Origin of the sequence: Pantoea sp. ICBG 1758 (assembly GCF_002928325.1) — a bacterium.
Taxonomy (GTDB): domain Bacteria; phylum Pseudomonadota; class Gammaproteobacteria; order Enterobacterales; family Enterobacteriaceae; genus Pantoea; species Pantoea eucrina.
Map to the genome: position 1 here is coordinate 227600 of NZ_POWL01000002.1, position 24209 is coordinate 251808.

19 protein-coding genes and 1 tRNA gene are annotated in these 24209 nt (G+C 56.2%); 16 read left to right on the forward strand and 4 right to left on the reverse strand.

Annotated features, from left to right (window positions below; genetic code table 11):
• Window positions 1–155: 155 nt before the first annotated feature.
• The 3 genes from C1Y41_RS10675 (at window position 156) to C1Y41_RS10685 (ending at window position 6148) form a co-directional block, all read left to right on the forward strand.
• Window positions 156–2243: a bifunctional diguanylate cyclase/phosphodiesterase gene (locus C1Y41_RS10675; RefSeq protein ID WP_104085434.1), complete on the forward strand. Its 2088-nt coding sequence runs from the start codon at window positions 156–158 to the stop codon at window positions 2241–2243.
• A 180-nt stretch (window positions 2244–2423) separates the two neighbouring features.
• Window positions 2424–3026: a hypothetical protein gene (locus tag C1Y41_RS10680; protein ID WP_104085435.1), complete on the forward strand. Its 603-nt coding sequence runs from the start codon at window positions 2424–2426 to the stop codon at window positions 3024–3026.
• A gap of 278 nt (window positions 3027–3304) precedes the next feature.
• A complete protein-coding gene (locus C1Y41_RS10685; protein ID WP_104085436.1) occupies window positions 3305–6148 on the forward strand; it encodes a bifunctional diguanylate cyclase/phosphodiesterase in 2844 nt (947 codons plus the stop codon).
• A 154-nt stretch (window positions 6149–6302) separates the two neighbouring features.
• Here C1Y41_RS10685 and ftnA read toward each other — a convergent pair whose 3' ends face one another.
• Complete coding sequence (gene ftnA, locus C1Y41_RS10690) at window positions 6303–6809, reverse strand: non-heme ferritin (protein WP_039380152.1); 507 nt, start codon at window positions 6807–6809, stop codon at window positions 6303–6305.
• Between the two features lie 429 nt (window positions 6810–7238).
• On the opposite strand from ftnA, the gene prfC reads away from it, so the two are divergent.
• From prfC to mrdA, 10 genes are all read left to right on the forward strand, one after another.
• The gene (gene prfC, locus C1Y41_RS10695; protein ID WP_039380149.1) at window positions 7239–8828 is read left to right on the forward strand and encodes a peptide chain release factor 3; all 1590 of its coding nucleotides are present in this window, start codon (window positions 7239–7241) and stop codon (window positions 8826–8828) included.
• 257 nt (window positions 8829–9085) lie between these two features.
• Window positions 9086–9673, forward strand: a complete 588-nt coding sequence (gene osmY, locus C1Y41_RS10700; protein ID WP_065648196.1) for a molecular chaperone OsmY — start codon at window positions 9086–9088, stop codon at window positions 9671–9673.
• 96 nt (window positions 9674–9769) lie between these two features.
• Window positions 9770–9931: a DUF1328 domain-containing protein gene (locus tag C1Y41_RS10705; RefSeq protein ID WP_065648197.1), complete on the forward strand. Its 162-nt coding sequence runs from the start codon at window positions 9770–9772 to the stop codon at window positions 9929–9931.
• Window positions 9932–10102: 171 nt separating this feature from the next.
• Window positions 10103–11155 (forward strand): patatin family protein, encoded by a 1053-nt coding sequence (locus C1Y41_RS10710; RefSeq protein ID WP_104085438.1) that lies wholly within the window; start codon window positions 10103–10105, stop codon window positions 11153–11155.
• The gene (locus tag C1Y41_RS10715) at window positions 11152–11955 is read left to right on the forward strand and encodes a TatD family hydrolase (RefSeq protein WP_104085439.1); all 804 of its coding nucleotides are present in this window, start codon (window positions 11152–11154) and stop codon (window positions 11953–11955) included. The genes C1Y41_RS10710 and C1Y41_RS10715 overlap by 4 nt, the downstream gene beginning before the upstream one ends.
• 220 nt (window positions 11956–12175) lie before the next feature.
• On the forward strand, window positions 12176–12955 hold the full coding sequence (deoC, locus tag C1Y41_RS10720) for a deoxyribose-phosphate aldolase (RefSeq protein WP_039380141.1): 780 nt from the start codon (window positions 12176–12178) through the stop codon (window positions 12953–12955).
• A 302-nt stretch (window positions 12956–13257) separates the two neighbouring features.
• Window positions 13258–14580 (forward strand): thymidine phosphorylase, encoded by a 1323-nt coding sequence (deoA, locus tag C1Y41_RS10725; RefSeq protein ID WP_039380139.1) that lies wholly within the window; start codon window positions 13258–13260, stop codon window positions 14578–14580.
• A gap of 95 nt (window positions 14581–14675) precedes the next feature.
• Complete coding sequence (gene deoB / locus C1Y41_RS10730; RefSeq protein WP_039380136.1) at window positions 14676–15899, forward strand: phosphopentomutase; 1224 nt, start codon at window positions 14676–14678, stop codon at window positions 15897–15899.
• 35 nt (window positions 15900–15934) lie between these two features.
• A complete protein-coding gene (gene deoD, locus C1Y41_RS10735) occupies window positions 15935–16648 on the forward strand; it encodes a purine-nucleoside phosphorylase (protein ID WP_039380134.1) in 714 nt (237 codons plus the stop codon).
• Between the two features lie 148 nt (window positions 16649–16796).
• Window positions 16797–18671, forward strand: coding sequence for a penicillin-binding protein 2 (gene mrdA, locus C1Y41_RS10740; RefSeq protein WP_071669246.1), 1875 nt, complete (start codon window positions 16797–16799; stop codon window positions 18669–18671).
• Window positions 18672–18674: 3 nt separating this feature from the next.
• On the opposite strand, the gene C1Y41_RS20410 is transcribed toward mrdA, so the two are convergent.
• Window positions 18675–19991, reverse strand: coding sequence for a PAS domain-containing methyl-accepting chemotaxis protein (locus tag C1Y41_RS20410; protein WP_104085440.1), 1317 nt, complete (start codon window positions 19989–19991; stop codon window positions 18675–18677).
• Between the two features lie 196 nt (window positions 19992–20187).
• On the opposite strand from C1Y41_RS20410, the gene C1Y41_RS10750 reads away from it, so the two are divergent.
• Both C1Y41_RS10750 and C1Y41_RS10755 read left to right on the forward strand, forming a co-directional pair.
• Window positions 20188–20263: transfer RNA gene (locus tag C1Y41_RS10750), tRNA-Phe, on the forward strand.
• 255 nt (window positions 20264–20518) lie between these two features.
• Complete coding sequence (locus C1Y41_RS10755) at window positions 20519–21712, forward strand: MFS transporter (protein WP_104085441.1); 1194 nt, start codon at window positions 20519–20521, stop codon at window positions 21710–21712.
• Window positions 21713–21816: 104 nt separating this feature from the next.
• Here C1Y41_RS10755 and C1Y41_RS10760 read toward each other — a convergent pair whose 3' ends face one another.
• On the reverse strand, window positions 21817–22323 hold the full coding sequence (locus C1Y41_RS10760; protein WP_039380127.1) for a ferritin-like domain-containing protein: 507 nt from the start codon (window positions 22321–22323) through the stop codon (window positions 21817–21819).
• 18 nt (window positions 22324–22341) lie between these two features.
• Window positions 22342–22539, reverse strand: coding sequence for a general stress protein (locus C1Y41_RS10765; RefSeq protein ID WP_039380126.1), 198 nt, complete (start codon window positions 22537–22539; stop codon window positions 22342–22344).
• Between the two features lie 562 nt (window positions 22540–23101).
• On the opposite strand from C1Y41_RS10765, the gene C1Y41_RS10770 reads away from it, so the two are divergent.
• Complete coding sequence (locus C1Y41_RS10770) at window positions 23102–24061, forward strand: LysR family transcriptional regulator (RefSeq protein ID WP_104085442.1); 960 nt, start codon at window positions 23102–23104, stop codon at window positions 24059–24061.
• Window positions 24062–24209: the final 148 nt, after the last annotated feature.

A 24209-nucleotide genomic window follows, 5' to 3' on the forward strand; every position in this document is an offset into this window, starting at 1 on the left:
ACAGTGGCTGGCCTTGCTGCCAGCCTGCTGTCGTCTGGCGCGGGAAGAGGGCTGGATTTCTGCCTCGTTCAGGAAGGGCGATAGCGGTTCAAAAGCTGCAGGGATGCCGTTTACACGACTTTATAGCTGGAAACAGCGTTAATCCGGACTTCCCTATGCTGGTAACGTCATACGACTCATTCACGGTTATCGTTTCGATTATTGTCGCCATGCTCGCCTCCTTTACTGCGCTGGATATGGCAGGCCGGGTCGCCTCCTCGTCAGGTCGCGTCGCGCTCATCTGGCTGCTGGGTGGCGGTTTTGCCATGGGCGTAGGAATCTGGGCGATGCATTTCATCGGCATGCTCTCCATGAATCTCGATATGGAGATGAGCTATGATCCGATGCTCACTGCAGCCTCCATGCTGGTTGCTATTCTCGCCTCGATTTTTGCCCTGCGGCTGGTCTGCGTGGGAGAGCTGCCGTGGCGGCGACTGGCTGGCGGCGCGCTGGTGCTGGGGTCGGGCGTAGTGGCTATGCACTATACCGGCATGGCGGCACTGATGTTTATGCCGGGTATTATCTGGAACCAGGGCTGGATCGCCGTCTCGGTGCTGATTGCGCTGCTCGCATCAGGGGCTGCGCTCTGGCTGGCCTTTCACCTGCGCCACAGCTATGGCCGGGTAACGTTGCTGCGTTTTGGCGCCTCGGTTGTTATGGGGTGCGCCATTGCCGGCATGCACTACACCGGTATGGCGGCGGCCGGATTTCCGGCGAGCAGCCACGTCACACATCACGGGGTAAACAGCGACTGGCTGGCGATGATTGTCACCGTGGTGACGCTGGCGATACTCGGCATTACGCTGCTGGTCTCTATGCTGGATGCGCGTATGCAGGCGCGCACGTCAATTCTGGCGCACTCGCTGGCAGAGGCGAACCGTGAACTGGCCCAGCTGGCGCTGCATGACAACCTGACCCGGCTGCCCAATCGCATTTTACTGGAGGATCGGCTCGATCAGGCGATCAACAAAGCCAATCGCGAGAAGTCGCAGTTTGCACTGATGTTTATGGATCTTGATGGTTTTAAAGCGGTTAACGATGCGTTCGGGCACCATATCGGCGATAAACTGCTGGTGAGCGTAACGGAACGTATGATGAGCCAGATGCAGGGGCACTATACGCTGGCGCGAATGGGCGGAGATGAGTTTGTGCTGCTGCTGGAGATTGACGATCCCAACGACGCCGCCTCGGTGGCCGATATGCTGGTGAAGGCCGTTGACCGGCCGTTTGACATATCGCGTTATGAGCTGGTGGTCTCTTTAAGTATCGGGATTGCCGTCTATCCTGGCGACGGCAGAGATGAGCGCGAGCTGATGTTTAACGCTGATGCCGCGATGTACCACACCAAACACAATGGCCGCAACGGTTACACCTTCTTCCAGCCCTCAATGAATATTCTGGCGCAGTCGCAGCTGCAGCTTAACAACGATCTGTGGCAGGCGCTGGATAACCGTGAACTGCGGCTGTTTTACCAGCCGAAGTATTGTGCCCCCGGCGGGCCGATTCTCGGTTTTGAAGCGCTGCTGCGCTGGCAGCACCCGCAGCGCGGTCTGCTTACGCCTGATCTGTTTCTGCCTGGCGCAGAAAAAACCGGTTTAATCATAAATATAGGTAACTGGGTGATCGATGAAGCGTGCCGCCAGCTGCACTGCTGGCATCAGGAGGGGCATACCGCCTGGTCAGTTGCGGTGAACCTCTCTGCGCTGCAGTTTGAGCAGTCCGGGCTGATTACCACCGTGACGCAGGCGCTGAAAACGCATCAGATCCCGGCAGAGCAGCTGACGCTGGAGGTGACAGAGACCACGGCGATGCGCGATCCGGAAGAGAGCGTGCGTATCCTGACTGAACTCACCAGCATGGGGGTAAAGGCGTCGATTGATGACTTCGGAACCGGCTACTCCAGCCTGCTCTATCTGAAGCGGCTGCCCGCCAGTGAACTGAAGATCGACCGCGCGTTCGTGAATGAGCTGCAGGCAAATTCCGAGGACGCCACTATCGTCTCCGCTATTGTCGCGCTGGCGCAGTCGCTGGATCTGAAAGTGGTCGCGGAAGGGGTGGAGACGCCCGATCAGCAAGCTTTTCTGACCGGCCTTGGCTGCGACACGCTGCAGGGATACCTGCTCGGCAGGCCGCTGCCACCTGAGCGCGTAAATGAACTGCCCGATTTTGTCAGCAGCCAGTGCGATCTGGATAAAACCGCCTGAGTGTGCACCGCAACCTCTTTGCCGGAGAGCGATCGCTATCACAAACCGGCAACGCCGAAACGAAAAATTTGGCTTAAGTTACTAAGCGACTAATTAACAGGGATTTTTTCAGATATTGCCACATTGCATTACCGCCTGAAATTGCCACAATTAATTAACATTATTTGTCGGAGCACGTTCATGGCGTCCTGTTCTTCCAGCCTGCTGTTATCGATGTCGTTTGCTGCCGGCACCTTTTCAGCAGGCGCCTCCTTTAACCCGCAGCATCTGCGGCTCTCTCACGCCAGCGGCGGCGTGCCGAACAGCCCGCTGCCGCTGATTATCTGGCCGCGTGTGGTGCCGGATGACACGGAAGATAGCGCACGCTGGTTTGAAACGACCTTTACCGCCAGCGGCTGGCCTGCCGCATGGCGCGCGCCGGTATTCCCTTATACCCACTATCATCCGAATACGCATGAGGTGCTGGGCGTCGGGGCGGGCTGGGCTGAGATCCTGCTGGGCGGCGACAGCGGGCGTATGGTGGTGCTGCGTGAAGGTGATGCCGTGCTGATCCCGGCAGGCGTCGGGCATAAACAGGTTTACGCGTCAGACGATTTTTTCATGGTCGGCGCTTATCCGGAAGGAATGACGCCCGAAACAGTACGCGATGAACCCTCGCGGCTGCGTGCAGCCAGAGAGCAAATTCAGCGCGTTCCTCTGCCCCCGCGCGACCCGCTTACCGGCGGCAAAGGGATGATGACCGACCTGTGGCTGCCGGTTATGCAGCAGCTGGCAGCCCGATAGGCCAGCGACAGCGTCTCGTCTCTCTGCGTATACCGGCTCTCTCCGGTATGCGGCTTTCCTGCATGCTCTTCCCCGACTGACCTGCCATAAATAGCAGGTAGCCACGAGGAATGATGCATTTCTCTGAACGTTTTCTCGCCACTGCCGATAACACTCCTGCCAGATTTTGTCTGAAATCGATTAGCGCTTGTCAGCGCTGCACTTTTGCGTTTAAGTCTGAAATAATTAAGAATCTTCTGAAAAGCCGATGCTGTATCAGGCCGGAACAGGCACAAAATATGAACAATAACTCTGATGTAATGTATCGGCTGCTGGTGCAGAGCGTCGTAGATTACGCCATTTACATGCTCAAACCTGACGGTACCGTTGCTAACTGGAATACCGGTGCGCAGCGCGCCAAAGGGTATACGCCAGATGAGATCGTTGGTAAAAATTTTGCGCTGTTTTATAGCGAAGAGGAGCGCAAAAACGGCGCGCCGCAGCGCGGTCTTTCTGTTGCTGCCGCAACCGGTAAGTTTGAAACCGAAGGCTGGCGCTATCGCAAAGATGGCAGCGCGTTCTGGGCTCACGTCGTGATTGACGCTATCCGGGATGAGCAGGGCGAGCTGCTGGGTTTTGCCAAAATCACCCGCGACTACACGCAGCAGCAGGCGCAGCAGCGCAGGCAGCGTGAACAGGAGCAGCGCTTTCGTTTACTGGTAGAGGGCGTAACCGACTATGCGATTTATATGCTGGATCTGGAGGGCAACGTTGAGAACTGGAATGCCGGGGCTCAGCGGACAAAAGGCTACGTGGCAGAGGAAATTGTCGGACAGCACTTCTCCCGCTTTTACAGCGCGCAGGATCGTCTGAACCATCTACCGGAAAAGAATCTTACGACCGCGTTTAAAACCGGACGTTTTGAAGATGAGGGGTGGCGCTATCGTAAAGATGGTTCCGCTTTCTGGGCGCACGTTATCATCGACGCAATTCGCGACGACGCCGGGAAACTGATTGGCTACGCAAAAATTACCCGCGACTGCACTGAACAGCAGGCGCTGCTGCGCCAGCAGCGCGAACATGAAAAAACGTTTCGGCTGCTGGTGGAGGGCGTCACCGATTACGCTATCTACATGCTGGACCTGAAGGGGCGAGTCGTTAACTGGAACGCCGGGGCGCAGCGCGCTAAAGGATATCGCGCAGATGAGATTGTGGGGCAGCACTTCTCACTCTTTTACAGCGCGCAGGAGCGCCAGCTCCATCTGCCGGATGCAAACCTCGGCATTGCGCTAAAAACCGGGCGGTTTGAAGATGAGGGATGGCGCTACCGGAAAGATGGATCGGCTTTCTGGGCGCACGTGGTAATTGACGCGATTCATGATGAGAGTGGATGCCTGATCGGATTTGCCAAAATCACGCGCGACGTGACGGAGCGGCGTGAACATGAGCAGCAGCTTCTGCGCGCGCGCGATCTGGCACAGGCGCAGAGCAGCAGAATGTCGGAGCTGTCGACCTTTCTCGACACCATCATCAGCAACATCCCCTCCTGCGTGATCGTGGAGGATGCTATCAGCCGCGAAATTCTGATGGTGAATGCCAAGGCTGAGCAGCTGTTTGGGCTGAGCCGATCGCTGCTCATGCATAAGCGTCCGCACGAGTGCATGTCTGCCGAACTGAGCGACTACTTTAATAGCCTGGCGGATATTGCGCTGCGCAGTGAAGGCATTCACGCCCGCGAGCAGCTGCTGCTGACCGCCAGCGGTGAGCGGGTTCTGCATACCCGCGCCACCACCATCACCGGCAAAGATATGCGGCAAAATTATGTCATGCTAATCGTGGAAGATGTGACTGACCAGCGCGAAGCGGATGCGCGTATTCACCATATGGCGCATCACGACAACCTGACCAGCCTGCCTAACCGCATTCTGTTCCGGCAAAAACTCAGCGAAGCGCTGCGTAACGACACGGCACAGAACCAGATCAGCGCCACGCTTTGTCTCGACCTCGATAATTTCAAAAACGTGAATGATGCGCTTGGCCACCAGATTGGTGACGATCTGCTGCGCGCGGTGGCTAAGCGGCTGCGCAGCGTGCTGCGTGAGCGTGATACGCTGGCCCGCATCGGCGGCGACGAATTTGCTATTGTGCTGCCCGATATCCACAACGCTGACGAAGCGGCCACGGTGGCGCAGCGCCTGATCGAGGCGATTCAGCCGCCCATGAATGTCGAAGGGCATAATCTTACCGTGGGCCTGAGCGTGGGGATCGCCCTGACCACCCAGGCCGTCAACACGCCGGAACATATGCTGCGCTGCGCCGATATGGCGCTCTACGAGGCGAAGCGTAACGGCCGTAACCGCTATGAGCACTTTACGCCAGAGATGGATGACCAGGCGCGCAGCCGGCGCATCATTGAAAACGATCTGCGTGATGCGATTACCGGGCGGCAGCTCAGACTTTACTATCAGCCCATTACCAGTCAGAGCGGCATTATTGGTTATGAAGCGCTGATGCGCTGGCACCATCCGGTCAAAGGCTTGATCATGCCGGTGGATTTCATCCCGATTGCTGAAGAGACCGGGCTGATTCATATGCTGGGTGCCTATGCGCTGTATGAGGCGTGCCGCGAAGCGCAGAGCTGGAACACCGAACAGTCCGTTTCGGTAAATCTCTCACCGCTGCAGTTTAAAAACAGCTCGCTGGTGTCGGTGGTAGAGGGGGCGCTGAAGGAGTCAGGTCTGGCACCGCATCGGCTGGAGATGGAGATCACGGAGTCGGTGCTGCTGGACGATACGCTGGGCAATATCCGGACGCTGCAGAACCTTAAAGCGCTGGGCGTACAGATTGCGCTGGATGATTTTGGCACCGGCTACTCTTCGCTCAGCTATCTGCGCTCATTCCCGTTCGATAAGATCAAAATCGATAAATCTTTTATCAACGATATGGGCGACAGCCGCGAAGCGCTGGCGATCATCCGGGCAATAACCGGCATGAGCCGCAGCCTGGATATTCAGATCACGGCGGAAGGCGTGGAGAACAGCGAACAGTTTGCGAAGCTGCGTGAAGAGGGCTGCACGCTGTTTCAGGGGTATCTGTTTGGCCGCCCGCAACCCTCAGAGCTGCGACTGAAAGCGCTGGAGTAAGATGGCGCCATGGGTGACGACGTGACAACGCAGAGGGCGCATTTATGTGCTCCTGACCGTCTGCAGGCTCGTCGTCCTCTGAGCGCACGCTTTCAGCATAAAAAAACGCCCGGCAAAACCGGGCGCTGCTGCTTGCTGTATGTCATCTTTTTTATTATTGACCGTGACCTTCCACGTTCATGCGGCCCAGGTCCTTGTCCACCAGGAACAGACCTTCACCTTTGTTACCCACCAGCGCCAGTTTATCGAGCACGGTTTTAAACAATTTCTCTTCTTCATGCTGCTCTGCCACATACCACTGCAGGAAATTAAAAGTGGAGTAGTCCTGCGATGTCAGCGCGGTGTGCACCAGTTCATTGATTTTCTGCGTGATCAGCTGCTCATGCTTCAGCGCTTCGCTCAGCACATCGCTCAGAGAGTTCCAGCTGACAGCCGGTGCCGCTATGCTGCCCAGTACCGGCATGGAACCCGCATCGCTGACGTAATCAAACAGGCGCTGCATATGCTCCATCTCTTCACGCGAATGCATTTTCAGGAAAGAGGCGGCCCCTTCAAATCCTTTATCGCTGCACCAGGCGCTCATCTGCAGATAGAGGTTGGCAGAGAAGAACTCCAGATTAAGCTGGTCGTTCAGGCGAGAGGTCATTTCAGCAGTTAACATAGCTGCGTCCTTATTAAGCAGTCAGAAAAATTACGGCGAATTATGCAGCAATATCAGCGTTTATGTGAAGGGTTTTTTGCACGAAATTTTAATTTATATCATTGAATATAAATGGAATTATTCAATATTCTGAATGCGACGAATTCTCATTGTTAACTGATTGCCATTCGCCTGCCATGACCGGACGCGGACGGAGCCGTAAGAGGTTACCTGCGCGCTACAGTCGTGATTTCCCCGCCTGCTGAAATATTGTATGCTATGCCGCCTCAACGCTGACCGGATAACCGGAGCACCGCCAGCGCAGCCGCGAACCGCTGCTGTGCAGTGACGCCACGGCGTTGCCACTGGCACTGTTACCCACCGGACAGGTTCCGGAACGATTTATCTGCCGCGCGTTACAGACGCGCCGCCCTGAAGAAGAACGCACTCATGTCTAATGCTCCCTTTTTAGAAGAAGTGGCGCGCCGCCGTACCTTTGCGATTATCTCGCATCCGGACGCCGGTAAAACCACAATCACCGAAAAAGTCCTGCTGTTCGGACAGGCTATCCAGACTGCCGGTACTGTTAAAGGCCGCGGCTCCAGCCAGCATGCTAAATCAGACTGGATGGAAATGGAGAAGCAGCGTGGTATTTCAATCACCACCTCGGTGATGCAGTTTCCCTATCGTGAAAGCCTGGTCAACCTGCTGGATACGCCGGGGCATGAAGACTTCTCGGAAGATACCTATCGCACGCTGACCGCCGTTGACTGCTGTCTGATGGTTATTGATGCCGCGAAAGGGGTTGAGGATCGTACCCGCAAGCTGATGGAAGTAACCCGCCTGCGCGATACGCCCATCATCACCTTTATGAACAAACTGGACCGCGACATCCGCGATCCGATGGAGCTGCTGGATGAGGTTGAGAGCGAGCTGAAGATCGCCTGCGCCCCCATTACCTGGCCAATCGGCTGCGGCAAGCTGTTTAAAGGGGTTTACCACCTTTATAAAGATGAAACCTATCTCTATCAGAGCGGTAAAGGCCATACTATTCAGGACGTGCGCGTTGTAAAAGGATTGAATAATCCCGATCTCGACGCGGCGGTGGGCGAAGAGCTGGCACAGCAGCTGCGTGATGAGCTGGAGCTGGTGCAGGGCGCCTCACACGAATTTGAGCAGTCGCTGTTTCTCAACGGCGAGCTGACGCCGGTGTTCTTCGGCACTGCGCTGGGCAACTTTGGTGTCGATCATATGCTGGATGGCCTGGTCTCCTGGGCACCTGCGCCGATGCCGCGTAAAAGCGATACCCGTATTGTGGAAGCGCGTGAAGAGAAGTTCAGCGGTTTTGTCTTCAAGATTCAGGCGAATATGGATCCCAAACACCGCGACCGCGTTGCGTTCATGCGTGTGGTATCGGGTCGTTATGAAAAGGGTATGAAACTGCGTCAGGTGCGTACCGGCAAAGATGTGGTGATCTCCGATGCGCTGACCTTTATGGCAGGCGATCGTTCGCACGTTGAAGAGGCGTTCCCGGGCGATATCATCGGCCTGCATAACCACGGCACGATTCAGATTGGCGACACCTTTACCCAGGGTGAAGCGATGAAGTTCACCGGCATTCCGAACTTTGCGCCAGAGCTGTTCCGCCGTATCCGTCTGCGCGATCCACTTAAGCAGAAGCAGCTGCTGAAAGGTCTGGTTCAGCTCTCTGAAGAGGGCGCCGTGCAGGTATTCCGTCCGGTGCATAACAACGATCTGATTGTTGGTGCCGTCGGCGTGCTGCAGTTTGATGTGGTTGTCGCCCGCCTTAAGAGCGAATACAACGTTGAAGCGATCTATGAAGCGATCAACGTCTCCACCGCCCGCTGGGTAGAGTGTAGCGACGCGAAGAAGTTTGACGACTTCCAGCGTAAAAATGAGGTCAATCTGGCGCTGGATGGGGGAGATAACCTCACCTATATCGCGCCTACGATGGTTAACCTGAATATTACGCAGGAGCGTTATCCTGACGTGGTTTTCCGCAAAACCCGCGAACACTGATCCCGCCTCGCTATCAGGACCAGTCATTACTGGTCCTGCTTTTTTTGTTACAGACTCCTCTTAATTACGCTGTCATTCTGACTTTCTGGCGAGATATCAACCACAAAAGCCAGCAAAAGCTGTAATCCCTACTATGATTATTCTGTCGGACGAAAAAACAGGCCTGCGAGTTTGGTTACGTCCATCAAGGCAACGGCGCCGTTAGCTGTTGTGCATTCGCGCTTGCGGGTGAATTAACTGATAGAAGGATCATATCGATGAATAAGACTAAGATTGCCAAGACCCTGATTGCTGCACTGGCCGGTACGGCGCTGTTAAGCGGTGCGGCATTTGCTGCTGATACCAGCTCGACGGGTTCCAAAATCGATAGTTCTATGAAAAAAGTCGATGGTTTTATGGATGACAGCGGCATTACAGCCAAAGCCAAAGCGGCGCTGGTTGATGATGACGCGATTAAAAGCACGGATATCTCCGTCAAAACGCAGCAGGGTGTGGTGACATTAAGCGGTTTCGTTGCCTCGCAGGATCAGGCTGAAAAGGCTGTCGCTCTGGTGCAGAAAGTTGAAGGAGTGAAATCCGTCAGTGACAAACTACACGTCAGAGACAATAAAGAAGGCTCGCTGAAAGGTTATGCCGGTGATGCCGCCACAACCAGCGAAATTAAAGCTAAGCTGTTAGCAGACGACATTGTTCCATCGCGCAATGTGAAGGTGGAAACCACCGATGGCGTGGTTCAGCTGTCAGGAGAAGTTGCGAATCAGGCACAGTCTGAGCGTGCTGAGAAGATCGCAAAAGCCATTGAAGGCGTGAAAAGCGTGAAGAATGACCTCAAGGTGAAATCTTAACGCAGCCGGAACGGCATCGCTCTGATGCTGTTCCGCAATAAAACAGTGAAGTGAAGAATAAGCAGTTCGATTTCTACTATGGTAAAGGAGAGGCTTATGTTTCGTTGGGGTATTATCTTTCTGGTCATTGCACTGATCGCGGCAGCCTTAGGATTCGGCGGTCTGGCAGGTACGGCAGCATGGGCAGCTAAAATTGTCTTTATTGTCGGTATTATTCTGTTCCTGGTTAGCCTGTTTACCGGGCGCAAAAAACTCTGACCAGACACATCAATTGCAGTAACCCGCTAGTGATGTAAAGCGGAGGCCAGTCATTGACGGCATTGTCTGCCGTCGCAGCTGCCCGTGCAGTGGGTCAGGGAATGACAATGACTGGTTCTCCGGGATGCCGCTCTGGCCTCCCTCAGAGCAGTAACTACTGAGGGTACGCCATTGGGTATACGCATTCCGGTTTCACTTGGTTCCTTTGAACCGCTGGCGCTTCAGCCATTTAAATCCCGCAAAATTGCACTTGTCTGTGAAGGCGGCGGCCAGCGCGGAATATTCACCGCAGGCGTACTGGACGCATTCCAGCGGGCCGGATTTAACCCTTTTCATCTGATGCTGGGCACCTCCGCCGGCGCGCAAAATCTCTCCGCCTTTGTCTGCGCTCAGCCGGGCTATGCCCGACGTGTTATTACCCGCTATACCACCAGTAAGCAGTTTTTCGATCCGCTGCGTTTTGTGCGCGGTGGACATCTTATCGATCTCGACTGGCTAATCGATATTACCCGCAGTGAATTTCCTCTGGCGTTCAGCAGCGCGCAGAAACTGTTTGCCGGTGGCAGCGAATTTTATATGTGCGCCTGCCGCAGTGACGATTATCAGGCACGCTATTTCAGGCCTGATGAGCTGACCTGGCATGACATTATCAAAGCATCCAGCGCTATTCCTGGCTTTTATCGCAGCGGCGTGCTGATGGATGGCGTCAGCTATCTGGATGGCGGCATCAGCGACGCCATTCCGGTGCGTGAAGCCGCGCGACGCGGCGCGGATACCATTGTGGTGATCCGGACCACGCCTTCGCAGATGTTCTATACGCCGCAATGGTTCCAGCGGATGGAGCGCTGGCTGGGTGACAGTGCGCTGCAGCCGATGATCAACATCCTGCATCATCATGAAGCGAGCTATCGCGAGATCCAGCAGTTTATTGAACAGCCGCCGGGTAATCTGCGCATTGTGGAAATTTGCCCGCCGCGCCCGCTGGCCAGCATGGCGCTCGGCAGCCGCGTGGCCGCGCTGAACCACGATTATCATCTTGGCCGACGCAGCGGACGCTACTTTCTGGCTACGCTGGGGCAGTGGTTGAGTGATGCAGAGCCGGCACGCCGATCGCTGCCGATTGCACCGCCCGCCGCCGCTGCCAATGCACCGCATACGCGACCGCTACACACGCCGCCGCTGGCGGGGAACGATGCTGCCTGGGATGAAGGATCGCTGGCATGAAATTTATCGACACGCACTGCCATTTTGACTTCCCGCCGTTTGTTGATGATGCGGTCTCAAGCATTGCCCGCGCCGCCGCCGCCGGCGTAGAGCGCATTATTGTGCCATCGACAGAAGCGAGTCGTTTTGCACGCGTTATGCAGCTGGCAAAAGATCACACGGCGCTCTATGCGGCGCTGGGCCTGCATCCGATCAATATTGCCCGTCATCAGGACGATCATCTGGATCTGCTCGCGCAGTATCTGGCACAGGCAGAGAGCAACTGCGTAGCGATCGGTGAGATCGGACTGGATCTCTATATGAACGATCCCGATTTCGACAAGCAGACGCGACTGCTGAACGCGCAGTTCATTCTGGCAAAACGTTTTGATCTGCCGGTGATCCTGCACTCCCGCCGCACCCACGATCAGCTGGCGATGCTGCTGCGGCGCCATAATCTGCCGCGGCGTGGCGTCGTGCACGGCTTTGCCGGCAGCCAGCAGCAGGCAGAGCGCTTTATCCAGCTCGGCTATGCCATCGGCGTGGGAGGCACCATTACCTGGGAGCGCGCCAGCAAAACCCGCCATACCATTGCCAGCCTGCCGCTGGCGTCGCTGCTGCTGGAGACTGACGCACCGGATATGCCGCTGCAGGGTTTTCAGGGAGAGCCCAACCGGCCTGAGCGGGCGCGCAATGTGTTTGAGGTATTGTGCACGCTGCGTCCTGAACCGGCTGACGTGATTGCCGATGCGCTGTGGCAGAACAGCCTGCGTATATTTGCATTTTCTTCCCGATCGCCGTCCGGCGATCTATCAGAGTGATACCATTCAGCGCGCGATTTTGTGATAATAATTACATCTGCGTTGCGATCTGTTTAGCCATGCATTCACGTCAAAAAGAGATCTTAAGCAGATTTTCTATGTAATTTCGAGCTGCTATCTCTTTTTTATGTGATCTGATTCGCAATGGCACTTCCCGACAATTGTTAAAATAATCACATTATCCGGCAGCTCGCTGCTGGCCTGACATCCGGAGCCTGTTATGACTGACCTTAATGCTGCTGCGCAGCGCGCGCTGCAACTGATGGATCTCACTACCCTGAATGACGATGACACTGATGAAAAAGTCATTGCGCTGTGTCATCAGGCCAAATCCCCTGCGGGCAACACTGCCGCTATCTGCATCTATCCGCGCTTTATCCCGATCGCCCGTAAAACGCTGCGCGAACAGGGTACGCCTGAGGTGCGCATTGCGACCGTGACCAATTTTCCGCATGGTAATGCGGATATTGAGATCGCTCTGGCGGAAACGCGCGCCGCTATCGCTTACGGCGCTGACGAAGTGGATGTGGTATTTCCCTATCGCGCTCTGATGGCTGGCGATCGTGATACCGGCTTTGCGCTGGTTAAAGCGTGCAAAGAGGCGTGTGCGGCAGCGGACGTGCTGCTGAAAGTGATTATCGAAACCGGCGAGCTGAAAGAAGAGGCGCTGATCCGTACGGCATCAGAAATTGCGATTGATGCCGGCGCTGATTTTATTAAAACCTCAACCGGTAAAGTGCCGGTGAACGCCACGCCGGAAGTTGCCGCCATCATGCTGCAGGTTATTCGCGATAAAGGCGTGCAGCAGCAGGTGGGTTTTAAACCAGCCGGCGGCGTGCGCACCGCAGAAGATGCCGCTCTTTACCTGAAGCTGGCTGACGACACCCTCGGTGAGGGCTGGGCCGACGCCCGTCACTTCCGCTTTGGTGCCTCCAGCCTGCTGGCAAACCTGCTCAGCACGCTGGGCCACGCAACCAGCGGCAGCAAAACGGGTTACTGATAGCGGCCCGGGTTGAATCCCGTCGCGGCATCCGGAATCGAATATTGCCGTAGGGGCCGCATTAATGCGGCCCGGGTTGAATCCCGGCACTGCGTCCGGCCAGGGGCGCATGAATGCGCCCCCTACAGGGGCCGGAATCGAATATTGTCGTAGGGGCCGCATTCATGCGGCCCGGGTTAAATCCCGTTGCGGCATCCGGCCAGGGGCGCATGAATGCGCCCCCTACGGGGTACAAAATCCAACATTCCCGTAGAGGGCGCATTTATGCGCCGCGTATATACCAGCAATCACAGGAGGCAACCTTGTTTCTGCCACAGGAAATCATCCGGAAAAAACGTGACGGGCAGCCGCTGAGTGAGGCGGAGATCCGCTTTTTCATCGATGGCGTGCGCGATGAAACCGTTTCGGAAGGGCAAATCGCTGCGCTGGCGATGACCATCTATTTTAACGATATGAACCTGCAGGAACGCGTTGCCCTGACCATGGCGATGCGCGACTCAGGATCGGTTCTGGAGTGGCAGTCGCTGCAGCTCAACGGTCCGGTAGTGGATAAACATTCAACCGGTGGCGTAGGCGATGTTACCTCTCTGATGCTGGGACCGATGGTCGCCGCCTGCGGTGGATATGTGCCGATGATCTCCGGACGCGGTCTGGGTCATACCGGCGGCACGCTGGATAAGCTGGAGGCCATTCCGGGCTTTGATATTTACCCCAGCGACGACCGTTTCCGCGACATAATTAAACAGGTGGGGGTAGCGATCATCGGGCAGACCCGCTCGCTCGCGCCCGCAGATAAACGCTTTTACGCCACGCGCGATGTCACCGCCACGGTTGACTCCATTCCGCTGATCACCGCCTCGATTCTCGCCAAAAAACTCGCAGAAGGGCTGGATGCGCTGGTGATGGATGTCAAAGTGGGTTCAGGCGCCTTTATGCCCACCTTTGCCGCCTCGGAACAGCTGGCGCAGTCGATTGTGCGGGTGGCGAACGGCGCAGGATGCAAGACCACCGCGCTGCTTACCGACATGAATCAGGTACTGGCCTCAACCGCGGGTAACGCTCTGGAAGTGCGCGAAGCGGTGCAGTTCCTGACCGGCGAGGCGCGCAATCCGCGTCTGTATGAGGTCACGATGGCGCTTTGCGCTGAGATGCTGGTGTCCGGCCAGCTGGCAGCGAATGACACCGAGGCGCGGCAGAAACTGCAGCAGGTGCTGGATAACGGTAAAGCTGCCGAAGTATTCGCACGAATGGTGGCGGCTCAGAACGGGCCGGCAGATTTTATCGAGCGGATGGATCACTATCTGCCGGCGCCGGCTTTCAGCAGGCCGCTCTATGCAGAAGAAGCGGGGATCGTCAGCGCGATGGATACGCGGGCGCTGGGCATGGCCGTTGTGGCGCTGGGCGGCGGGCGGCGGCGGGCCACTGATACAATCGACTACAGCACAGGCCTGAGCGACATGATTGCGCTGGGCAGCCGGGTTGATACGCAGCGGCCGCTGGCGATGATCCATGCCGCCTCGGAAGCGCAGTGGCAGGAAGCCGCGCAGGCGGTCAGAACCGCCATCGTACTGAGCGACCAGGCACCTGAAACCACGCCCGTGGTCTATCGCCGCATCAGTGAATAGTGGCGTTACTGCGTGCCAGACAGCAGCCATTCAGGTATACTGATCTGATCGCTTTTTTTTGACTTGTCATCGCGCCTGGCGCGCAGGAGACTTGCATGAAACGTGCTTTTATTATGGTTCTCGACTCCTTCGGCATCGGTTCCAGTAAAGATGCTGATAAATTCGGTGATGCGGGTTCAGATACGCTTGGCCATATCGCTGAAGCCTGTTTTGAAGGTCGCGCAAACGAAGGGCGCGAAGGCCCGCTACATCTGCCAAACATGACCGCGCTCGGTCTTGGCAAAGCGGCAGAACTCTCGACCGGTCGCTTTCCGCCAGGGCTGGATCCAAATGCTGAAATCATCGGCGCTTACGCTTACGCCAGCGAACTCTCTTCCGGCAAAGATACCCCCTCCGGCCACTGGGAAATTGCCGGTGTCCCGGTTCTGTTCGACTGGGGCTACTTTAGCGATAAAGAGAACAGCTTTCCGCAGGCGCTGCTGGATAAGCTGGTGGAGCGCGCCGATCTGCCGGGCTATCTCGGCAACTGCCACTCTTCCGGTACGGTGATCCTCGATCAGCTGGGTGAAGAGCACATGAAAACCGGTAAGCCGATTTTCTATACCTCAGCAGACTCGGTGTTCCAGATCGCCTGTCACGAAGAGACCTTTGGCCTTGAGCGGCTGTATGAACTGTGTGAAATTGCCCGTGAAGAGCTGACGGAAGGCGGCTACAACATCGGTCGCGTCATTGCCCGTCCGTTTGTGGGTGATAAAGCGGGCAGCTTTGAGCGTACCGGCAACCGTCACGATCTGGCCGTTGAGCCGCCATCACCGACCATGCTGAAAAAGCTGGTCGACGAGAAGGGCGGGGAAGTGATCTCGGTAGGTAAAATTGCCGATATCTATGCGCATCAGGGCATCACGCAGAAAGTGAAAGCGACCGGTCTCGACGCGCTGTTTGACGCCACGATTGAGCAGATGAAAAAGGCGCCTGACACCTCTATCGTCTTTACCAACTTTGTTGATTTCGACTCAACCTGGGGTCATCGCCGCGATATCGCAGGCTATGCCGGTGGACTGGAGCTGTTTGACCGCCGTCTGCCAGAGCTGATGGCGCTGGTGCAGGAGGGCGATATTCTGATCCTGACCGCTGACCACGGCTGCGATCCCAGCTGGGAAGGCACTGAGCATACGCGTGAGCATATCCCGATTCTCATCTACGGTCCGGGCGTCAAGCCGGGATCGCTGGGTTATCGCGACACCTTTGCCGATATCGGCCAGACCATTGCCGCGTACTTTGGCCTCTCCAGCATGGACTACGGCAAAAGCATGCTGTAAAACAGCGCACACTTTTTTGAAAAGGAATAAGAACCATGGCAACGCCACATATTAATGCAGAAATGGGTGATTTCGCGGACGTCGTGCTGATGCCTGGCGACCCGCTGCGCGCAAAGCATATCGCTGAGACTTTCCTGGACGATGTTGTGGAAGTCAACAACGTACGCGGTATGCTTGGCTTTACCGGCACCTATAAAGGCCGTAAGATTTCGGTAATGGGCCACGGTATGGGGATCCCATCCTGCTCAATCTATACCAAAGAGCTGATCACCGATTTCGGCGTGAAGAAAATCATCCGCGTCGGCTCATGTGGTGCAGTACGTGCTGACGTAAAACTGCGTGATGTGGTGATTGGTCTGGGCGCCTGCACCGACTCCAAAGTAAACCGTATGCGTTTCAAAGATCATGATTTTGCAGCGATTGCTGACTTTGACATGGTACGCAACGCGGTTGACGCAGCAAAAGCGCTGGGCGTTGACGCGCGCGTCGGCAACATCTTCTCTGCGGATCTGTTCTACACGCCCGATCCGCAGATGTTTGATGTCATGGAGAAGTACGGCATCCTCGGCGTTGAGATGGAAGCCGCAGGGATCTACGGCGTGGCGGCAGAGTTTGGTGCGAAAGCGCTGACCATCTGTACCGTCTCTGACCATATCCGCACGCACGAACAGACCAGCGCGGCAGAGCGTCAGACCACCTTCAACGATATGATCAAAATTGCACTGGAATCGGTGCTGCTGGGCGACTAACTTCGCCTGTGTCCGGGGCGCATTAATGCGCTCCGGTCCTCCCTCCGTAAACATCTGACACACTTTTACCCAGGCTTGTGCATCTTCAGGCTGGCTCTGACGCTCACGCTGTTTATCATTAGCGCGATAATGAAGAGACCCTTTCCTGATGAATTTTCGCAATTTCGAAGCTGAAGAAAAACTGTTTGCCCGGCGGGCGCTGGTGGCATTTGCGCTGGTGGTGACCTGCTTTATCGTTCTGGGAATCAATCTTTATCGTCTGCAGGTCCGTCAGCACCGCTACTACCAGACGCGCTCCAACGAAAACGACATTAAAATGATCCCCATCGCGCCTACACGCGGGCTGATATACGATCGCAACGGCATTCCGCTGGTACACAATGTCACCTGGTATGACGTACTGGTCACGCCCTATAAGGTCAGCGATATGGCGGCCACGCTCCGCGCCCTGACGCCGCTGCTTGATCTGACGCCCGATGATATTGAAGCATTCAGGCATGCGCTGCAGCACAGCAGCCGCTATAAACCGGTCGAGCTGAAAGCGGAGCTTACCGATCGTCAGGTGGCACGCTTTGCCGTGAACCAGTTTCGTTTCACCGGCGTCAGCGTATCGACTTATCAGGATCGGGAATACCCCTACGGCGCTGACCTGGCGCACGTGGTGGGCTACGTCTCCAAAATCAACGACGCTGACTACAGGCGGCTGAACGAGGCGGGCAGAGGGGAGAACTACGCCGCGGACCATAACATCGGCAAGCAGGGCATTGAAGGCTACTATGAGGCATTGCTGCACGGCAAAACCGGTTACCAGGAAGTGGAGGTCGACAACCATGGCCGCATCGTGCGCGTGCTGAAAGAGGTTCCGCCGGTGGCTGGCAAAAATATCTGGCTGACCCTCGATCTGCATCTGCAGCAGTATGTTGAGCAGCAGCTGGCCGGCCAGCGCGCGGCGGTACTGATTGAAGATCCGCACGACGGCAGCGTGCTGGCGATGGTCTCCAGCCCCAGCTACGATCCCAACCCGTTTGTGAAAGGCATCAGTTATAAAGCCTACAAAGCGCTGCTGCAGAATAAAGATTTACCGCTTATCAACCGCGTCACGCAGGGCCTCTATCCGCCCGCCTCGACGGTAAAGCCATATATGGCGATCTCTGCACTGCTGACCCACACTATCACGCCCGCGACCACCTTCTTTGGCGGACCCACCTGGACCCTGCCCGGCACGCACCGCACCTGGCGCGACTGGAAAAAAACGGGCCACGGTATGCTGGACGTCACTAAAGCGATTGAGGAGTCGGCAGACACCTTTTTCTATCAGGTGGCATTTATGATGGGTATCGATCGCATTCATACGATGCTGAGCCAGTTTGGCTATGGCAAGTCAACCGGTATCGATCTTAACGAAGAGTACACCGGTCTGCTCCCCGATCGCGCCTGGAAAAAGCGGGTGCATAAACGGGCGTGGTATCAGGGCGATACGGTATCAGTCGGGATCGGGCAGGGCTACTGGATCGCAACCCCGATCCAGATGGTCCGGGCGATGGTCGCGCTGATCAATAACGGCAAAGTGATCACGCCGCATCTGCTGGCTAAAGCGCAGCGTGGCGGCTGGCAGCAGCCTTATCAGCCCGTCAGGCCGCAGCCGCAGATTGGCGAGGCGAACTCGCCATACTGGGGGCTGGTGCGCCGGGCGATGTTTGGTATGGCTAACGCCCCTAACGGCACCGGATATAAATATTTTCATACCGCGCCATACGGCATTGCAGCGAAGTCCGGGACGTCGCAGGTGTTCAGCCTGAAGCAGAACCAGACCTATAATGCGAAAGCGATCCCGATCCGGCTGCGCGATCATATTTTTTATACCGCGTTTGCACCATTCAGCGATCCTAAAGTGGCGATTGCGTTGATTCTGGAAAACGGCGGAAACGAGAGCGTGAGCGCCGCGCCGGTAATGCGCAATATTCTCGATCATATCTTCCTGCCGCCGGCATCCGACGCGCCGCTGCAGACGGCAGGGCAGTAGCGGCTACTCTTCTTTTAACGTCGCGGTGACGTGGCCGATAGCGCGGACCACGTCACCTGAGCTGCCGCGGATCTCCGCCATCATGTCGCCCGCCTCCTGAGCAAGCAGTACGCCCTGATCGGCGCGCTTCAGGTTAGATGCAATGCCCTGCAGCGCTTTCTCTGCCAGCAGATGGTTATCGCGCACCCGGTTTTCGATTTCAGTAGTGGCGCGATTGATATTTTCCGCCAGCGCACGCACCTCGTTCGCGACGACGGCAAAGCTGCGTCCATGCTGTCCGGCCCGCGCCGCCTCAACCGCCGCGTTCAGCGCCAGCAGATTGGTCTGTTCGGCAATACGGCGGATGCTTTCGACAATCGCGCCAATGCGATCGGAGGAGTCGCTGAGATTGGTAATATCACCGGAGATACCGTGCAGTTCGCCTGCCAGCGCATTCATGGTCTGCACGCTGTTCTCCAGCACGGTAGCGCCCAGGCGGGTGCTTTCGCTGGTCTGCAGCGCCGTCTGATACGCCTGCTGCGCAGCGTCACGCTCCTGCTGGCTCTTCTCCACCTGCGGGGTCACATCAGTGGCGAATTTAACAATTTTATAGAGAGTGCCCGCCTCATCGAAAACCGGATTATAGGTGGCGCGCAGCCAGACGGTACGGCCCTGTTTATCCACGCGCTGAAACTGGCCGGAGATGTATTCACCCTGATTCAGCTTCTGCCAGAAACGACGATAGGCGTTGCTCTGCTGCGTTTCTGGCGGACAGAACTGACTGTGGTGCCGGCCAAGGATCTCCTGCTCCCGATAGCCCATGGTTTTAAGAAAATTGTCATTTGCCATCAGCACTTCGCCCTGCAGATTAAAGGCGATAACCGCCATTGAGCGATCGATAGCCGCCGTCATGGCGCGCTGCTCCTGCGTATCCAGAATGTGTGCCGTAATGTCACTCGCCAGCTTAACAATCTTTATTACCCGGCCGCTGCGGTCCTGTACCGGCACATAATTGGCTTCCAGCCAGACCGGACGGCTGTGTTTCGCCACGCGCAGAAACTTATCGCTGAACCCCTCGCCGCGGTTGAGCCGTTGCCAGAAATTGCGATACGCGGCCGAGTGCACCATATCGGGCGTACAAAACAGAGCGTGGTGCTGCCCGACGATCTCCGGCAGGGTATAGCCCATGCGCTCCAGAAACAGATCGTTGGCGGTGATAATTTTGCCGTCCGGCGTAAACTCAATCATGGCGATAGCATCCTGCAATGAACTGAGCGTCGCGCGGCTGCGCTTTTGCCACGCAAGGCGTGACATAATACCTGATACAATAGTGCTGAACATGGTGGACCTTTTTATGTTTATTGGATGTCAGCACGGTTATCGGCAGCCGGATGCGAAAATCCATCGCGACAGCGCAGCAGAGTGTGTCAGAATTTAACCAGTAAGCGCAGCGGATGCTCTAAAAGTCAGCAGTCAGCGCGTATTTGCTGAAAAGCGTTTGACGCTGCGGCCGGGGTAGGGTTTAATGCGCCCCGTTGCCCGAATAGCTCAGTCGGTAGAGCAGCGGATTGAAAATCCGCGTGTCCCTGGTTCGATTCCGGGTTCGGGCACCACAATTCAGAAAACCCGGCCTTATGGCCGGGTTTTTGCTTTTCTGCGCTCCCCATATTCGCTCTGCGCTCCGGCGTATACGCTCCACTCCTGGTCTGACACAGTCAGCACCTTCATCTGTACGATCGCACCCCGGATACAGACAGACAGCTGCGAACACTGCTTTCATTTAGTTACTTTTACACTACGTGACTTTTCCTGAATCTTTGCCATTACTTAACAGGCGGACCCGCACTAAAAAATCAGGAATATGAGCAATGCCGATACGATCGCTGCAGGCGCTTTGTCTGGTGAGCTTTTTTCTCGCCGACGTGCGCGACGGGCTGGGACCTTTTCTGGGGATATTTTTAACGCAGCGTGGCTGGCAGCCAAATGATGTCGGCCTGGTGATGACGGCGGGCGGGCTGGCGGGGCTTATCGCCACGCTGCCTGCCGGGATCGTTACGGATGCCACGCACTACAAACGTCTGCTGCTGCTGGGTGGCTGCGCGCTGATTACCGTTGCCACGCTGTGGCTCTGGTATTCACAGCAAAGCTGGGTGGTAGCAATTACGCAGATCATCAGCGGCGTTTCTGCCGCGTTTATTGCCCCGGTGCTGGCAGGGATCACGCTGGGTCTGGCCGGACAGCGCGGTTTTAACCGGCAGATGGGGCGCAACGAAGCGTTTAACCACGCCGGGAATATGAGCGCTGCGCTGATTGCCGGGGCCGCGACATGGTACTGGGGGACCGGCTCGGTATTTATCCTGATGACAGCGATGGCGTTGCTGACCTCACTCGCTATCCTGGCCATCCGCGGAAAAGATATTGATCATCAGGCAGCGCGCGGTCTGGATGCGTCTGCGGGCGGCGCGGTTCCCCGCCTCTCTGACCTGACGCGCAACGCACCGCTGATGACCACAGGCATCACGCTGCTGCTGTTCCATCTCGCGAATGCGGCACTGCTGCCGATGCTCAGTATGCGCGTAGCCGCCTCACCCGGCGGCATGAATCCCGGCGTTTATGCTGCTGCAACCGTTATTATCTCGCAGGCGGTGATGATCCCGGTAGCGCTCTGGACGGCGGCGCGCGCCGAAACGCTGGGGTATCAGCGTCTGATTATGCTGGCGCTGCTGCTGCTGCCGCTGCGCGCCGTACTCGCCGCCAGCTTTACCAACCCCGGGATGATGATCCCGGTTCAGGTGCTGGACGGCATCGCGGCCGGTACGCTGGGCGTCGCCGTGCCTGGCTACATTGTGCAGCTGCTGCGCGGCAGCGGCCATGTTAATGCCGGGCAGAGTGCGGTGATGCTGATGCAGGGAGCGGGTGCCGCCTTTAGTCCGGCGCTGACCGGCATGATTGTCAGGCACTACTCTTATAGCGTGGCGTTCAGCACGCTAAGCGTGATTGCGCTGACAGCGCTGCTGATCTGGTGGCAGGCGAGGCGGTTCGCGCCGGTAAGTGAGGCATAAAAAAGGCCAGCACAGAAGCAACCTCACTATGCTGGCTGGCCAGCTGGCCGATAAATAATATGCAATGTCAAAGTCCGGGGAAGAAAATCAAAGCGCAGCCAACGCTATTTCTTTGCTTCTACGCCTGGTGTACTGGAGCGGATAAGGAACTGCTTTGTAACGTCGCCCAGATGATTGGCTGTCCAGTCGGCCATCGCCTGTTCCTGCTCGCGAATGCGGGTGAAAATTGACACGCTCTCGCTGTCGTTAAGCTGTTCCGCCGCGGCAATGAGCGCAGTGTAATTCGCGATCTCAAAGTTCTCAAAAACGTTGCCGCTGATGGCGCCTTTCACCACCTCATCTTCGGTCATCATTCCGCCAACTGCCTGGCCAAACGCCGACAGTTTTCCTGCGGCATCTTTGATCACCGAACGGGACGTGTCGTAACGGTCAATGACGCTCTGCACCAGCTGCTGCTGTTCACGTGTTTCATCAATGTGCTGCTCAATACGCGCTTTGAGATCGGGATAGTGTTCGAGCCGGGCTGCCATTTTTTCCAGCATGCTCTCCGCCTGCTTCTCCATAGCGTGTGCATCTCTGACCCAGTCAATAAAATGTTCTTCGTAAGTCATTAGATTCTCCCGTTAATGTTAAGCCTGTGCACCCTGTGCAGCATCTTTATCTGTGCCACGACGACTCTTTTTACCCCCTTTACGGCCCGCTTCAATTGCGCGCTCAGGGTTATTGCGAAAGTTACCGCCGCTGACCTGACCGCCTTTTTTCCCCGCTTCGCGGGCACGTTCAGGATTCAGGGCAAAATTACCGGCACCGCCACGTGGATTGCTCATCATTTACTCCTCAGAGGGTAAAGCATATTAAAGTATTTAGTTTGCAACTTAAGGTTAGCGTTATTTTCCGGATTAACAAGGGCGCCAGCCAGGAATAATCTTAATTGGGGTTTTTATATTTTTTATTTCTTTAAGAGCTAATTTATAAAATCACGATTCGTTTTGTGTACAGAGAAATACTATTTGTACAATGAATTTTATCTCGGTATTTTTAGATATTTATCCTTTATTTTTAGTGCCTTACTTCAATTAAGGGTGGTTTTTATAAGTTGTACGATTTTACTGTGTGTTGTACAGATTTATATTGCAAGGTAACAGAGTGTCGTATGAAGGGAATTAAGCGCAGCGGTGGAAAGTATTTCTTAAATTTAACATGTAATTTTTTGTCAGTTGATTTTTTTGACTGAGATCATTTCAGCCAGGGCAATAATATATTCTGGAGTGGTCATTACCTAAATTGAGACTTTCAGGTTATGCAGTGACTTAACGGGGCTCTGCACCTTATGATGGCGGCATCACTTATGCTCAGCCCGGTGAGCAAGCATGCAGGAATCACCCCGTAATGAATTTACTCAACGATCTCGATCTGCGTCAGCTGGAAGCGTTCGCAGCGGTTATTGCAGCGGGCAGCGTGACCGCCGCAGCCAAAGCGCTGAATCGCTCACAACCTGTGGTTTCACGCCAGCTGCAGGAGCTGGAGCTCTCTCTGGGCTATCCGCTCTTTATCCGCAACGGACCGCGTATTCACCCCTCCGAAGAGGCGCTGCAGCTGCATCAGTATGTGCAGAAAGCGCTGCTCTCTTTGCAGCAGATCCGGCTGCGGGCGCAGGAGATCGCGCAGCAGCAGCAGCGGCCACTCAGCATTGCGGCCACGCCGGCGCTGGCTGCAGGGCTGCTGCCACAGGCGCTGGCGGCGATTGGCCTGCACAATAAAGTGCAGATTATCAGTGAGTCTGCGGCGCAAACGGCGCACGCGGTGATCACCGCCGAGGCGGACATCGGCCTCTGCAGCCTGCCGCTGGAGCATGATGCGGTGGTGCTGCACTGGATTGGCCACGCGCGCTGCGTGGTGGCGCTGCCGGATAGCGATCCACTTGCGGCGCAGCCGCAGGTGTCGCTCAGCCAGCTGGCAGGCCGGCGACTTATCGCACCCTGGAATCCGCAGCGCCTGCGCGGGCGCTATGAAAAAGCGCTGAAGCGTGTCAATACGCCGCTGCCGGAAACCATTGAAACAAATTCATCAGCAAATATTCTTGGCTGCGTTCGTGCCGGGCTGGGCGTGGCTATTCTGGAGCCGGTTTCCGGCTGGGGAATGCCGCTGGCTGGCGTCACTATCTGTACGCTGGAAGAGGATATTCCTTACTACTTTGGCGTGGTCACGCCGCAGGGACGGCAGATCACCGCGGCAGCACAGGCGCTGGTAGAAGCGCTCGCCGCCGCGGCTGCCGCGCTGTTGCCCGATTTTCAGCGGCTGGCCTCAAGCGAACACACCCGCGTTATGCGGCTTATCAATCAGCTTTAAGGCGTCTGCAGGGCGTGGCAACTGGCTTATACCCATTCCGGCATAAGATATAAGAAATCCATTGGTTAAATGCTGAGCGCTATTATTGACTCCGCCCGGTCGCAGGAGGAGTATGCAAAGCCTCAGCTTTTATTATGCGTATTAACAA